This window comes from Dactylosporangium sp. NPDC049140 (assembly GCF_040648435.1).
The window spans coordinates 95,549-109,311 of the sequence record NZ_JBEZDS010000014.1 but is presented as its reverse complement, the minus strand read 5'-3'; the positions used below and the strand labels follow the sequence as shown (position 1 = coordinate 109,311).

13 protein-coding genes are annotated in these 13,763 nt (G+C 72.4%); 7 read left to right on the top strand and 6 right to left on the bottom strand.

Annotated elements, in window-relative coordinates; genetic code table 11:
* The first annotated feature begins 9 nt into the window (after nucleotides 1–9).
* Nucleotides 10–810, top strand: coding sequence for an alpha/beta fold hydrolase (locus AB0B76_RS23715; protein ID WP_360378852.1), 801 nt, complete (start codon nucleotides 10–12; stop codon nucleotides 808–810).
* Here the strand turns inward: AB0B76_RS23715 and AB0B76_RS23710 are convergent.
* A complete protein-coding gene (locus AB0B76_RS23710; RefSeq protein ID WP_360378850.1) occupies nucleotides 807–1,628 on the bottom strand; it encodes a DUF308 domain-containing protein in 822 nt (273 codons plus the stop codon). The two genes, AB0B76_RS23715 and AB0B76_RS23710, sit on opposite strands and share 4 nt — an antisense overlap.
* Nucleotides 1,629–1,804: 176 nt before the next feature.
* Here AB0B76_RS23710 and AB0B76_RS23705 point away from each other — a divergent pair, with 176 nt between their 5' ends.
* A complete protein-coding gene (locus AB0B76_RS23705; protein ID WP_360378847.1) occupies nucleotides 1,805–2,512 on the top strand; it encodes a lysophospholipid acyltransferase family protein in 708 nt (235 codons plus the stop codon).
* Here AB0B76_RS23705 and AB0B76_RS23700 read toward each other — a convergent pair.
* Both AB0B76_RS23700 and AB0B76_RS23695 read right to left on the bottom strand, forming a co-directional pair.
* Complete coding sequence (locus AB0B76_RS23700) at nucleotides 2,481–6,035, bottom strand: adenylate/guanylate cyclase domain-containing protein (protein WP_360378844.1); 3,555 nt, start codon at nucleotides 6,033–6,035, stop codon at nucleotides 2,481–2,483. The genes AB0B76_RS23705 and AB0B76_RS23700 overlap by 32 nt on opposite strands.
* Before the next feature lie 127 nt (nucleotides 6,036–6,162).
* Nucleotides 6,163–6,855, bottom strand: a complete 693-nt coding sequence (locus AB0B76_RS23695; protein ID WP_360378841.1) for a Crp/Fnr family transcriptional regulator — start codon at nucleotides 6,853–6,855, stop codon at nucleotides 6,163–6,165.
* 465 nt (nucleotides 6,856–7,320) lie between these two features.
* Between AB0B76_RS23695 and AB0B76_RS23690 the strand changes: the two genes are divergently transcribed.
* The gene (locus tag AB0B76_RS23690; protein WP_360378838.1) at nucleotides 7,321–7,851 is read left to right on the top strand and encodes a hypothetical protein; all 531 of its coding nucleotides are present in this window, start codon (nucleotides 7,321–7,323) and stop codon (nucleotides 7,849–7,851) included.
* Nucleotides 7,852–7,875: 24 nt separating this feature from the next.
* Complete coding sequence (locus AB0B76_RS23685) at nucleotides 7,876–8,379, top strand: polyadenylate-specific 3'-exoribonuclease AS (RefSeq protein WP_360378836.1); 504 nt, start codon at nucleotides 7,876–7,878, stop codon at nucleotides 8,377–8,379.
* Here AB0B76_RS23685 and AB0B76_RS23680 read toward each other — a convergent pair.
* Nucleotides 8,329–8,823, bottom strand: coding sequence for an ABA4-like family protein (locus AB0B76_RS23680; protein ID WP_360378834.1), 495 nt, complete (start codon nucleotides 8,821–8,823; stop codon nucleotides 8,329–8,331). The genes AB0B76_RS23685 and AB0B76_RS23680 overlap by 51 nt on opposite strands.
* Complete coding sequence (locus AB0B76_RS23675) at nucleotides 8,820–9,764, bottom strand: hypothetical protein (RefSeq protein WP_360378831.1); 945 nt, start codon at nucleotides 9,762–9,764, stop codon at nucleotides 8,820–8,822. Before AB0B76_RS23675 ends, AB0B76_RS23680 begins: the two co-directional genes overlap by 4 nt.
* 83 nt (nucleotides 9,765–9,847) lie before the next feature.
* On the opposite strand from AB0B76_RS23675, the gene AB0B76_RS23670 reads away from it, so the two are divergent.
* The 3 genes from AB0B76_RS23670 (at nucleotide 9,848) to proC (ending at nucleotide 12,511) form a co-directional block, all read left to right on the top strand.
* On the top strand, nucleotides 9,848–10,486 hold the full coding sequence (locus AB0B76_RS23670; protein ID WP_360378828.1) for a MerR family transcriptional regulator: 639 nt from the start codon (nucleotides 9,848–9,850) through the stop codon (nucleotides 10,484–10,486).
* 121 nt (nucleotides 10,487–10,607) lie between these two features.
* Nucleotides 10,608–11,636 carry a 6-phosphofructokinase gene (locus AB0B76_RS23665; protein WP_360378825.1) on the top strand — a complete coding sequence of 343 codons (1,029 nt, stop codon included), beginning with the start codon at nucleotides 10,608–10,610 and terminating at the stop codon, nucleotides 11,634–11,636.
* A 71-nt stretch (nucleotides 11,637–11,707) separates the two neighbouring features.
* Nucleotides 11,708–12,511: a pyrroline-5-carboxylate reductase gene (gene proC / locus AB0B76_RS23660; RefSeq protein ID WP_360378823.1), complete on the top strand. Its 804-nt coding sequence runs from the start codon at nucleotides 11,708–11,710 to the stop codon at nucleotides 12,509–12,511.
* 861 nt (nucleotides 12,512–13,372) lie between these two features.
* Here proC and AB0B76_RS23655 read toward each other — a convergent pair.
* Nucleotides 13,373–13,549: a hypothetical protein gene (locus AB0B76_RS23655; protein ID WP_360378820.1), complete on the bottom strand. Its 177-nt coding sequence runs from the start codon at nucleotides 13,547–13,549 to the stop codon at nucleotides 13,373–13,375.
* Nucleotides 13,550–13,763 lie beyond the last annotated feature (214 nt).

The following is a 13,763-nucleotide window of genomic DNA, read 5'->3' as shown; positions in this document are numbered from 1 at the left end:
ACGCGGGTGATGCGATCCGACGAGTGGGCGGACCCGCCCAAGCCGGTGCGCCGCGAGGTGCTCGAGGCGCAGCCGCCGGGCGGGGCCGACCCGGCCGCGCCCCCGGTGCTGTTCGTGCCGGGCTACGGCCACGGCGCCTGGGCCTTCGCCGAGCACTGGCTGGAGCACACGGCGCAGCGGGGGTTCCCGGCGTACGCCATGAGCCTGCGCGGCCACGGCGGCTCGGGCCCGGCGCCCCAGGCCCGCCTGCGCGACTACGTGCACGACGTGACCCAGGTCGCGGCCGGGCTGCCGCGCCAGGCGGTTCTGGTCGGCCACGGCGCCGGCGCCCTGGTCGCGGCCATGGCGATGGCGCGCTACCCGGTGCGGGCCGGCGTGCTGCTCGCCCCGGTCTTCGGCGGCCTCGGCACGGCGTTCGGCCTGCTCGGGCGCAACCCGGCCGGCACCCTGCCCGGGATCTTCGGCGGCCGGGTCACGCTGACCCGCGAGCAGCTGTTCGGCCGGTCGCTGCCCGCCAACGCGGGCCAGGCCTACGCCCGGCGCCTCCAGCGGGTCCCCGGCGGGGCCCAGCGCCAGCTCATCGCCCGGCACCAGCCCGAGGCCCCGGTCGGCGCCCCGCCGGTGCTGGTCGTGGGCAGCCCGGACGACCGCGTGGTGGCCGGCTCCGCCCTGGAGGGGGTGGCCCGGCGCTACGGCGGCTCGCCGCTGCTCTTCCCCGGCATGGGCCACGACCTGATGCTCGACGCGCGCTGGCAGGAGCCGATCGACGCGATCGTGGACTGGCTCGAGCAGGTCGGGAAGGGCGTTTAGACCCGAGCGCCATTGTCCGGGTCGTCGTCCTCCTCGTCGCCGGGGCGCAGCCGCAGCACCAGGGCCACGAAGCCGGCCAGCACGCCCGCGAAGCCGAGGAAGAGCGTGGTCTGCGAGCCCAGCGGCAGCAGGTCGGGCCAGAACAGCAGCACCAGCCCGGCGGCCAGGGCGAGCACCGCCACGATCGTGACCGGCGCGACCCGGGGCAGCGGGGGAGCGGGCGGCGGGGTGTACCCCTCTTCCTCCTCGTCCTCGCCCGGCAGGTCGCGGCCGAAGGTGTCGAGGCTGTCCAGCAGCGAGCGGTCCACGGCGTCGGAGGGCCGCCGCAGCGACGTGCGCGGGGCCGGCTCGGTGTCCATGTCCGGCGCGGCCGTGCTGGAGGAGTCCAGGTCCTCGGCGGCCGGCCAGGGTGCCGCGAGCGTCGGGTCGACGGTGGTGTGGAAGCCGGCCACGATCGCCGCGAACGCGTCCTCGTCCGACTGGGTCGGCGGGGTCGTGCCCTCCAGGGGCACCGTGGACTCGCCGGCCGGGGTGTGCTGCTCGGGCACGGTCGAGGTCAGCCGGGCCAGGTAGTCCTGCGCCGTGGCGAGATGGTCGCGGTCGGCGTACAGCCGATCGGTCGGCCGTGCCGGCAGCGTCGTGGTGCGGGTCAGCGGATGCAGGTCCGCGGCCGGCTGGAGGTAGGCGGCGATCCCGCCCTCCGCCAGCATCTCGAGGAGATGCTCGCCGACCCGCGGGTCGACGTCGCCCACCACCGCGTACTCCTGCGCCACCAGGCCGTTGTCCCGCCGGCCGCGCCGCGCCCCACCCCCTGGCACAGCTCGCCCCTCCCCGCGGCCGTCACCGCGACGACCGGCGCGCCGCGAAAAACCGCTGACCGAAATCCTGACATGCCCGGCCGTCGTTCCGGGAGTGCGTTGTGGTGTGCCGTACTGCTTCGTAGGCTCTTTGCGACGGTCATCACCGATTGTCGCGCGATCCCGAAAGGTCGGCCGTGCTCTACTGGACCCTCAAGTACATCGTCCTCGGACCTTGGCTGAAGCTGGTCTTCCGACCGAAGGTGGAGGGGCTTGAGCACGTCCCCGCCACCGGACCGGTGATCATCGCCAGCAACCATCTCTCCTTCGCCGACTCCATCTTCATGCCGCTGAGCGTGCGGCGGCGCGTCACGTTCCCGGCGAAAGCGGAATATTTCACCGGAAAAGGGATCAAGGGCCGGCTCACGAAGCTGTTCATGGCCGGCACCGGCCAGATCCCCATCGACCGCTCCGGCGGCAAGGCGGCCCGGGCCGCGCTCGAGGTCGGGCTCAGCATCCTGCGTGCGGGCGGGATCTTCGGGATCTACCCCGAGGGCACGCGCTCGCCGGACGGCCGGCTGTACCGCGGCAAGACCGGCGTCGCCCGCCTGGCCCTGGAGTCCGGCGCCCCGGTGGTGCCCGTGGCCATGATGAACATGGACAAAGTCCAGCCGATCGGGCAGAAGCTGCCAAATCTCAAGCGCGTCCACATCAAGTTCGGCCCGGCCCTCGACTTCTCCCGCTACGCCGGGATGGCCGGGGACCGGTTCATCGAGCGCGCGGTCACCGACGAGATCATGTACGAGCTCATGACGCTCTCGGGCCGCGAGTACATCGACATGTACGCCCAGAAGGTCAAGAGCGCGCCGGCCCCTACGAGCTCGCAGGAGCCGGTGGCGGCTTGATCTCGGCCAGCGCGAGCAGGCGCGGGGTTCCCGCCTGCTCGGCGAACGCGGCGAGCTCGGCCCGGCACGGCTCGGCGCGCGCGTCGCCGGCGCGGCCCAGCGCCCGCACCGCCCACGCCACCGACAGGATGCGCGCGGAGTGGTTCGGGATCTCCCCGTAGATCTCCGCCGCGGCCAGGTGCATGTCCGCGGCCCGGGCGTGGTCGCCGTCGACGAACGCGATCGCCCCGGTGATCGTGCGCAGCGCGCCCTCGACCCACGGCGTCCGGTGCGGCACGTCGGCGAGCATGTCACGGATCGCCATCATCGCCACCCGGCCGGAGACCACCGCCGCGTGCGCGGTCGCGTCGATCCACTCGCCGCTGGCGATCGCCCGCACCTCGCGCCACGTCTTGGCCAGCTCGACGATCAGCGCTTCGGCGTCGCGGTCGCGGCCCTCCAGGGCCCGGCACAGGGCGCCGTGGCCGAGCGCGACCCACTGCAGGCGGTAGAAGCCGGAGCGCCGCCCCGCCGCCACCAGGTCCTCGACGTCGTCGTCGCCGTCCTCGCCGCGCAGCGTGCGCAGCCAGGCCCGCACCCCGCGTACCTGCAGGTCCCACTCGGCGCCGGTCTCGGCCATCGCCTCGGCCGCGGCCAGGTACCCGGGCCAGTCCCCGGCGAAGTACGCCGACTGGGCCACGTCGGAGTAGCCGGTGGCCAGCGTGTGGCTGCCCGGCACGGCGTTGCGGCTGTCGTCGAGCAGTGCCGCGGCCGCCGTCCAGTCACCGTCCTCCAGCAGCGCCCAGGAGACGTTGCGCAGCGCCCGGTGCTCCGAGAGCAGCCGCCGCTCCCGGCTGACGTCGAGGGCCGACTGCAGCTCGACCAGGCCCGAGCGGTCGCCGGCCTGGAACAACGCGGTGCCGATGGTGATCCGGGCGCCGGTGGCCACCTCGATCAGGCCCAGCCGGTCGGCGATCTCCGCGGCCGCGCTGGCCGCCGCGACCGCCGGCTCGATCTCGAAGTTCAGCATGTGCAGGCGGCCCAGCTCGGCGTAAGCGTCGGCCTTCTGCGGCCCGTCGGGCAGCTCGTCGAAGAGCTCCACCGCACGGTCCAGGCAGGACAGCGCGTCGAGGCGGTCGGCGCGCAGCCACGCGGCCTGTCCCCGCACGGTCCACGCCCGCGCCGCGCCGGCCTGGTCCCCGGCCGCGTAGAGCCGCTCGGCCAGCCCGACCAGCCGGTCGGCCCCGCCGCTGCCCAGGAACGACTCCGGGTTGGCGTAGAAGGCGATCTCGGTGTTGAGCTGCTCGATGCGCAGCCGCTCGAGCGCGTCGGTGCGGGGGTCGCACAGCGCGAGCGCCTTGCCGGCGTGCGCGGCCGCGGCCTCCAGGGCGTGCAGGGCGTAGGCGCGCCGGGCCGCCCGGTGCATCGCGTCGCGGGCCGGCACGGTGTAGCGGAGGGCGTCCAGGCCCAGGCCGCGGGCGATCTCGTACGCCGTGAACCGGTGGTTCGCCACGACCTCGGCGAGGTCGGTGTCCCGGTCGGCGGCCACGCCGTCGAGCCACGCGGCGGTCAGCTCGTGCCGGGCCACCCGCTCGGTGCGGGGGAGCCGCTGATAGCACACGTCCCGGACCAGGACGTGGCCGAAGCGGTACTCGGTCTGGCCCTCCATCGTCGAGGCCGCCTGCTCGTGGATCAGGTCCCGCTGCTCCAGCCGGCGCAGCGAGCGCTCGATGCCGTCGGCGGGCCGGCTCATCGCCGCCCCGACCGCGCCCGGCCAGAAGTTCATCCCGACCACCGCCGCGGCCTGCAGCACCGCGCGGTCGGCGGCCTCGAGCAGGTCGACCCGGTTGGCGATGACCGCGTGCACGCTGTCGGGCATCGGCAGCTCCCGCCCGAGCGCGTCGGTCGCGCGCACGTTGCCCTGCTCGGCGAGCATGCGGGTGTACTCCAGCGCGTACAGCGGATTGCCGTCGGCCAGCTCGACCAGGGAGCTCAGCGACTGCGACGGGAACGTGGCCGCCCCGAGCAGGTGCGCGTACATCGTGGCGATCTCGGCGTCGCGCAGCGGCGGCAGCGTTATGGTCACGGCCCCGGCGACGGCCCCGGCCCAGCTCGGGTTGCGCTCCAGCAGCTCCGGGCGCGCCGTGCACAGCAGCAGCAGCGGCACGTCGCGCACCGAGGCGCCCAGCCGCTCCACGAACCGGACCATCGACTCGTCGGCCCAGTGCAGGTCCTCGAAGACCAGGACGGTCGGGCGGTGCGCGGCCAGCGCGACGACGAAGCGCCGCCAGGCCGACTCGGTCTCGTCCGGCGCCAGCTTCGGCCCGGGCAGGCCGACCAGCGGGCTGAGCGCGTCGGCGAGCCGCTCGGCCTCCGACGGTACGACGATCGCGGCCAGCGCCGTGTCCAGCCGCTCCCGGGTCGTCTCGGCCGAGTCGGTGTCGAGGATGCCGGCCTGCGCCTTGACGACGTCGGCCAGCGCGGCGTAGGTGACGTTCTCCCCGAACGGCGGGCAGCGCCCGGTGCGCCAGGCCACCGGCGCGTCGAAGAGCCGCTCGGCGTGCAGGAACAGCTCGTGCACCAGCCGGCTCTTGCCGATCCCGGCGTGCCCGAGCACGGTCACCAGCTGCGGCGTGCGCTCGCGCAGGCCCCGGTGCAGCGCGTTGACCAGCAGGCTCAGCTCGTGGGTGCGGTTGACCAGCGGCGTGGAGCCGGCCTCGCGGTCGGGGTGGTTGCGCCGCAGCGGGGCCAGGGCCAGCCAGACCTCGGTCGGCGTGGAGCGCCCGCGCAGCGTGGCCGGCGGCTGCTGCTCGAAGCGGATGGAGGACTTGGTCAGCGCGTACGTCGTACCGCAGACCAGCACCCCGCCGGGCGGGGCCAGCGACTGCAGCCGGGACGCGGTGTTGACCACGTCGCCGGCGACGATCGCCTGGCCGCCGTCGCGGGCCGCGGCCACGTCGACGAGCGCCTCCCCGGTGGCCACGCCGACGCGGAAGCGCAGCTCGCGCTCGCCCTCGCCGGTGCTGGCGTAGCGGGCGAGCACCCGCTGCAGCTCCAGGCCGGCCCGCACGCAGCGCACCGCGTCGGTCTCGGTGGCCACGGGCGCGCCGAAGAGCGCCATGACGGCGTCGCCGATGTACTTCTCCACGACCCCGCCGTACTGGCCGATGACCTCGCGGGCGGTGGAGAAGAAGGTCTTCTGCAGCTCGCGCACGAGCTCGGGGTCGGCCCGCTCCACGTAGGGCGTGAAGTCGATCAGGTCGACGAACAGCACGCTGATCCGGCGCCGGTCCTCGCTGCGGGCGGGCGGGATCGAGGGCACCCGGGCCCGGCCGGTCGCCCGCTCGGTGCGCAGCAGGTTGCGCGCCGCGGTCGTGTCGGCGCGCGGCGTGCCGCAGCCGGTGCAGAACGCGGCGTCGGCGGCGAGCGTGCGGCCGCACGTCGGGCAGGGTGGGCTCAGCTCGGCCCCGCAACCACCACAGAAACGGTCGCCGTCGCCCGCCTGGCGGCCGCAGCGTGCGCACTGACTGGAAATCGCCGACACTCCCTTGCCCTGTGAGAACCCATCCTCACACGGCGGCGGCCGGGGCGGCCAGGTGTCCGAAATGGCACCCGGGTCCCCGGCCGGACAGCCCGGCAATCCTGCCCGAACCGCCGGTTTGAGACGGGTTCTACCGGTCGGTCATGCCGGCCCGGCGGCGCAGCGCGGTCAGGTCGGTCACCACGATCCGGCGGCCCTCGGTGCGCAGCCAGCCGCGGCTGGCGAACGACCCGATCGCCTGGTTGACGCTCTGCCGCGAGCCGCCGGCCATCTCGGCGAGCTGGCTCTGGTTGAGCTCGATGGTGACCATCGGCGCGTTGGTCTCGCCGGCCAGCCGGACCAGCGTCTTGGCGACCCGGCCGGGCAGGTCGAGGAAGACGTGGTCGGCGTTCTGTTCGGTGAGCCGCCGGATGAGCAGGCCCAGCGAGCGCATCACGGCGTCGAGGATCCGCGGGTTGGCGTGCACCAGCTCGATGAACGCGTGCCGCGACAGGGCCAGGGCCTGGCAGTCCTCGATCGCCTCGGCCGAGGCCGAGCGCGCCGCGCCGTCGAGCAGCGACACCTCGCCCAGCGTGTCGGGGGGCCGGATGACGGAGAGGACCGCGCGTTCGCCGGTCGGTGCGGTCCGGAAGACCATCACGGCACCGCGCTTGAGCACGATGAGTGACTCACCCGGATCGTTTTCGACGAACAGCAGCTGGCCTTTGCGGTATGTCCGTGGCACCGCCGCCTGGATGACCCGCTGACGCACATCGGGCTCCAGACCACTGAACATTTCCACACCGGTCAGTGCGTCGCCGGGATCTGGCAGCCGACCCTCCACGGTCAAACCCCTCCCGGTTCGGCGTTGATCGGACTCGTGATCACGTTAGGTGATCACGAAGACAGTACGGAACTTCTACCAGATCATGACGCGCGTGTCGGAGTCTGTACATCCCCCGCATCGGCTCCTCGACAGCGCCGTTCATGAGTCCGCAGGCAGGCTAGTGCCACCGCGCAAGTCGCCGGGGGGCGGGGGGCACGGCGGGGCGCCGGCCGGGCCGGGGGTGGTGCGAGCACCCTCGTCCCGGCCGTGTGCGGGTGGGATCTTCCACCATTTCCGCCGGTTTCGCCGTGTCCAGGCGCGGCCCGGCGGACAATGCGCTGCGTGGCCGCCCTCGCCGCCGAGCAGGTTCGCATCGTGCTGCGCCGAAGCCGGCAGTGCAATCCCGGTCCGTGCATTCCGCTGGACCGCGATACGTGGCAGGTCGAAATCAACGGCGGACAATTCGTCGGCAAATGGGTGCCAATGGGCCGCAGATCCGGTTTCGAGGCCGGGCTCAGCGCGGCCGAGCACGTGGACGCGTTCGGCGTGAGGGCCGGGACCCCGGTGCGCGCCGCCGGCGGGGCGCTGACGGTGGCCGAGGGCGACGGGGTGGTGGCCCTGCTCCACCGGGTGCCGGGCGCCCCCTGCGCGCGGCCGACCCGCTCGACCGGCAGTGGTGGGGGTGACATCCGCCTCGACCCGGCCACGGGCGCGCTCGGCCTCGTCGGCTGGTCGGCGGCCGGTACCGGCCCGCTGCTGGCCGACCTCGCCGCCGCCGTGCTCGCGGCGGGCGGGCCGCGGGCGGCCGACGGGCTGGTCGACGCCTACCTGCGGGCTTCCCGCGTGCCGCCCGACGAGTGCGAGGCCGTCCTGCCGGCCCTGCTGTGCCGGGGCGTGGCCCTTGACGCGGCCGCCGCCGCGGTGCGCATCCACGCCGACGGCGGCCGGCTCGAGGACCACGCGGAGCTGACGCAGCTCACCGGGCTGTACCCGGAACTCGCCGACGCGCTGTGATCACTGCGGGCCCGATGGTGTTGGATGGGTACGGTGGCGCCCTATCGGTACTTCTACGACTGCGAGTTCATCGAGGACGGCCGTCTGATCGACCTCGTCTCGATCGGCGTGGTCGACGAGCACGGCCGGGAGTACTACGCGGTCTCGACCGAGTTCGACGACTCGCGGGCCGTCTCCTGGGTGCGCCGCAACGTGCTGGACAAGCTGCCGTCGCCGTCCGACAAGGCGTGGCGCTCGCGGGAGGGCATCCGCGCCGACCTGCTGGACTTCCTGACCGAGCCGCTGCGGTCCGGCGCGGCCGACGAGATCGAGCTGTGGGCCTGGTACGCCGCCTACGACCACGTCGCCCTGGCGCAGCTCTGGGGGTCGATGCCGGCCCTGCCCCGGGAGATCCCGCGCTTCACCAAGGACCTCCGTCAGCTGTGGGACGACGCCGGACGGCCTCCGCTGCCGGTCGCGGAGGGCCGCCACGACGCGCTAGTCGACGCTCGGCACAACCTCGCCCGCTGGAACGTCATGCACGGCTGACCCCCTGTCGCCGCGGGTCAGGCGGTTCTTGTCGCTTCGGGTCAGGCGGATCACGAAGTACAGCGGAAGGCCGATCGGCGAGAGCAGGATCGTGAGCACCAGCACCGGCGCCATCAGCAGCGGGTGCCGCCCGCGCGAACGGCTGTCGAGGTAGATCCAGCGGCCGATGAACAGGTCCCACGCGATGACCTGGGCCCACACCGCGGCCACCACGTCGTCGCGGGCCAGCAGCGCCTTGACGCCGGCGAGGTCCGGGCCGAGCATCTCGTGCGCGAAGTCGCCGAGGCTCGGCGCGATGGCCAGCGCCCACACGACCAGGGTGGGCAGGACGATCAGCGGCGACGAGGCGATCCGGTGGGTCCAGCGCCAGGTCGGGGCCAGGATCATGAGCGCCCAGAACGGTACCGTCGCCAGAAATGCCAGCTGGAACAGCGTCTCGCTCATGAGAGCGCCCCGGCGGGGACGGCGGCGGGGGCGCGCCCGGGCGAGGCCGAGGCCCAGGCCGTGCCGATCGCGGTGAGCGCCAGCAGGACGGCCGCCGCGGCCAGGGTCGGCGCGTCGGGATGGGTCAGCGGCTGCCCGCGCAGCGCCTGCCAGGTGACCAGCACCGTGACGCCGGCATATAAGAACGCGAACACGCCGACCAGCCTGATGCGGACGCGGTCCTCGCGCAACCGGGCGATCCGGCGCCCGGCCAGCACCAGGGCGAACGCGAACAGCGGCACGGCCTGCAGCGCGTGCATGCCGATGAAGTGCCCGGCGCGCAGGTCGCCGCCGGTGGTGCTCCAGCCGACCAGGGGCAGGCCGGGGCCGCCGTCGGCGACGCCGACCGCGTGCGCGCCGACGATCGACGGGCGGCCCTGCGCGAGCTGGGCGGCGCTCGGCGTGGTCATGAGGAAGCCGACCGCCATGCCGCCCAGCGCGACGAGGATGCCCAGCCGCACGGCCAGGGCGTCGGCGCGGTCGGGGAGGCGCTGCATGAGCAGCAGGACGGCGATGACGAGCGTGGCGACCCAGGCGATCGCGATCGTGGCGCCCATGATGCTGTACAGGACGCTGTCCAGCGGCGTACCGACGTTGAAGTGGCTCTGGCGGCCGCGGACGGCCTGGCCGACGATGATCACGATCTCGCCGAGCATCGCGCCGGCGATGGTCGTGCCGAGCCACCAGGCCAGTCGCGGGCGCCGCTCGAGCAGCGACAGCAGCCACGCGATCGTGGTGGCGTAGACGGCGATCGACACCGCGAACTTGAACGGCTTGAGCCAGATCGGCGCGCCGACGAGGGTGCGGTCATCGGCGAAGATCCCGGTCAGGGCGGCCAGGGCCAGGACGGCCATCAGCCCGGCGACGATGACGAGGGGGCGGTGCAGCTTGGCGATGGTCATCGCTAGCTCCAATGGATAGTGGATAGCTTCGCTATCTACCGTGGAACGGTATGCTGTCCATGTCAAGAGGGGGAGGAAGTCCCATGCGCGTTGCGGAGCTGAGCCGGCTGACCGGTGTCCCCGTGCCGACGATCAAGTACTACCTGCGTGAGGGCCTGCTGCCGGCCGGCGAGCTGACCAGCCCCAACCAGGCGCGGTATGACGAGCGCCACGTTGAGCGGCTACGCCTCGTCCGGGTGCTTCTGGACATCGGGCGGCTGCCGATCGCCACAATCCGTCAACTGCTCGCGGCGCTCGACGAGCCGGACCCCGACGTGCACTATGTGCTCGGCCACGCCCTGCCGACGTCGGTGAGCGGCAAGGAGTCCATCGACCCGGAGTCGGTCGCCGCGGCCCGCAAGCGCATCGACCAGCTCGCCGAGGAGCGGGGCTGGCTGGTCGGGCCGCAGGCGCCCGCGCGCCAGGCCGCGGCCGGCGTGCTCGCCGCGTTCGAGCAGGTCGGGGCCGATGTGGGAGTACTTTTGGAGCAGTACGCCGACGTCGCCGAGACCATCGCCGTGCACGATCTGGCCTTCGTCGGGCGGGCCCGGGGCCCCGAGGAGATGCTCTATGCCGCGGTCGTCGGCTCCATCCTCGGCGACTCGCTGCTGGCCGCGCTGCGGCGCCTGACCCAGGAGCACGAGTCGGCGAAGAAGTTCGGGATCCGCGGGGACGACTGCTGAAGGTTCAGCCGGAGCGACTACAGTGCGCTGTGAATCGGCAGCGTCGCCATGAGCGGGTACCTCCGGCTCGACCGCACCCGTGACGGGGGTCGGGCACGCAACCAGGAAGGCAAGATCAAGCATGCGTATCGGCGTACTGACCGGGGGTGGCGACTGCCCCGGCCTCAACGCGGTCATCCGTGCCGTGGTCCGCAAGGGGATCTCCACCTACGGCCACGAGTTCGTGGGCTTCCGGGACGGTTGGCGTGGTCCCCTCGAGGGCATCACGCGTGAGCTGGGCATCGCCCAGGTCCGTGGCATCCTGCCGCGCGGCGGCACCATCCTCGGCTCCTCCCGCACGAACCCGTTCAAGATCGACGGCGGGGTCGAGAAGATCAAGTCGAACCTGGCCGACCTGGGCGTCGACGCGCTCGTCGCGATCGGCGGCGAGGACACCCTCGGCGTCGCCAGCAGGCTCACCGACCTCGGCGTCAACGTCGTCGGCGTGCCGAAGACGATCGACAACGACCTCGGCGCGACCGACTACACCTTCGGCTTCGACACCGCCGTGAACATCGCCATGGAGGCGATCGACCGGCTGCACACGACCGCCGAGTCGCACCACCGCACCCTCGTGGTCGAGGTCATGGGCCGCCACGCGGGCTGGATCGCCCTGCACGCCGGCCTCGCCGGTGGCGCGAACGTGATCCTGCTGCCGGAGCGCCAGTTCGACGTCGACCAGGTCGCCACCTACGTCGAGAAGCGCTTCCAGACGCAGTACTCCCCGATCGTGGTCGTCGCCGAGGGCGCCCAGCCGCTCGACGGCCAGATGGTGCTGCACAACCAGGAGCTCGACTCGTTCGGCCACGTCCGCCTCGGCGGCATCGGCCAGTGGCTCGCCGAGCAGCTGGAGTCGAAGACCGGCAAGGAGGCCCGCACGGTCGTGCTCGGCCACATCCAGCGCGGCGGCACCCCGACCGCGTTCGACCGGGTCCTCGCCACCCGCTTCGGCCTGCACGCGATCGACGCCGTGCACGAGTCGGACTTCGGCAAGATGGTCGCCCTGCGCGGGACCGACATCGTGCGGGTGCCGCTCCAGGACGCCACGCGCGAGCTCAAGACCGTGCCGGTCGAGCGCTACACCGAGGCCGAGGTCTTCTTCGGCTCCTGAGTCCGTCTGATCGCAGGTACCGCCTGGGGCCCTTTTCGAGCGGGCCCCAGGCTTTCGTCTGGGGGTAGCGCGTGCGCATCATCGCCGTCTTCGGTGCCGGCAAACTGGGCGAGGTCCTGCTCTCCGGCCTGCTGCGCGCGGGCTGGTCGCCGGATCGCCTGATCGCCACCGCCCGTCGCCCGGAACGCGCCCGCGAACTGACCGACCGGTACGGCATCCGCGTGGTCGACAACGAAACCGCCCTGCGCGAGGCCGACGTCGTCACCATCGCCGTGAAGCCCCAGGACGCCGGCGCGCTGCTGGCCGACCTGGGCCCGAAGATGCCGGCCGGAAAGCTCGTCGTGTCGCTGTGCGCCGGCCTGCCGACGGCCTTCTTCGCCAAGCACCTGCCAGAGGGCACCCCGGTCGTACGCGTCATGACCAACACGCCGGCCCTCGTCGACGAGGCCATGACCGCCATCTCGGCCGGCGCCTTCGCGAACGCCGAGCACCTGGCCGTCGCCGAGGAGATGTTCCGCCCGCTGGGCCGGACCATCCGCCTTCCGGAGTCGCAGCAGGACGCGGTGACGGCCCTGTCCGGCTCGGGCCCGGCCTACTTCTATTACCTCGTCGAGGCCATGACCGACGCGGGCATCCTGCTGGGCCTGCCGCGACAGGTGGCCCACGACCTGATCGTGCAGACGGCCATCGGTTCCGCCGTGATGCTCCGCGAGTCCGGCGAGCATCCGGTGAAACTCCGTGAGGCGGTCACGTCGCCGGCGGGGACCACGATCAACGCTATTCGCGAGCTCGAGAACCATGGGGTTCGGGCGGCTTTGCTTTCGGCGTTGGAGGCGGCTCGGGATCGGGCTCGGGAGATTGCGGCTCAGGGCTGATTTTCTCCCCGATAAGTCGGGCGTTCCGCTTTTCTCCCCGATAAGTCGGGCGTTCCGCGCCGCGACTTATCGGATTTTTCGCCTGACGGGGTTTATGTCGGCTTACCTGGACTTTGGGGCTGTCCAACGACGCTCGGCCGATGGTGGCGGGAGCTTGCGCTCCCGCAACGTGTAAGCGTGGTCCTGGTTCGTTGTTGCGTGCGGTTATTCCTCTTGGTCGTGGTTTGCCGGCGGGTTCGTGCGGGTCGTCATTCGGTGGTCCCGGATTTGTGCGCTATATGAAGTGGGGCGGCGGGTTTCTGGGGTGGTTGGGATAATTGTGGGGTGGTGGGGCAGATATCGTTGTTCAGTCGGGCGCAAGTGGCTGCTATGCGGGATCGGACTCGGGCGCGGAATTGGTCGCCTTCTCGGGATGCGTTTCGGCGGGAGCATGCGGAGCGTCGCTATTGGGGGCTGCAGCGGCGGTATGCGGAGAAGCTTCGGCGGGAATATGGCAGCGAGGCGGCTGGGTATGCGAGCTTTGCGCGGCGGGCGGCGGAGGCGAAGGCGAACTATGAGCGCCGTTCGGCCGCTGCCCTTGGGTCAGCCGGGCCGGTTCCGCCGGTTGAGCAGGTCGAGTGCCCTACCTCCGCCGGGGTCTCGCCAGTTAGCAGGTCGAATGCCCGGTCCAGCCGGCTCCGCCCGTCGAGCAGGCCGGATGCCCCATCCCGCCGCTTGAGCAAGACCGATGCCTGGTCTCGCCGGGTGAGGTAGCCGAGGGTTCAGTGCCGCCGGATGAGGAGTCCGTCGAGCGGGCCAGCGCCGACACCGAGAGCGATTCCGCACCGCGGCAGAGCATGGACGGCGCCGAGCAACCGGACCCTATCCGTTTGTACCGTCACGCACCGGTGCCGCGATCGCGTCGGCCCGCATCTGCGCCGGTACGCGAAACAATCGACCGAGGATCGCGCCGAACGTTGAATTGTGCACGCCGCCGAAGCCCTCGAAATCCGGCTTCGGGCGGCCGTTATCCCCACGGGCCACCGGCATCGTCCACACGTAACCTCCGATTCATGAGGGCCGGCCGGGCACCAAGCAATTGATGTGCCGCCGGCGTCGTCAGCGCTCCGCGTCTGCGCGCGATAAGTCGGGCACGCGATAAGTCGGGTGCTCTGCGGCGGCGCGCGATAAGTCGAGTGCTCCGCGGCGGCGTCCGATAAGTCGGGCACGCGATAAGTCGGGCACGCGATAAGTCGGGCACGCGATAAGTCGG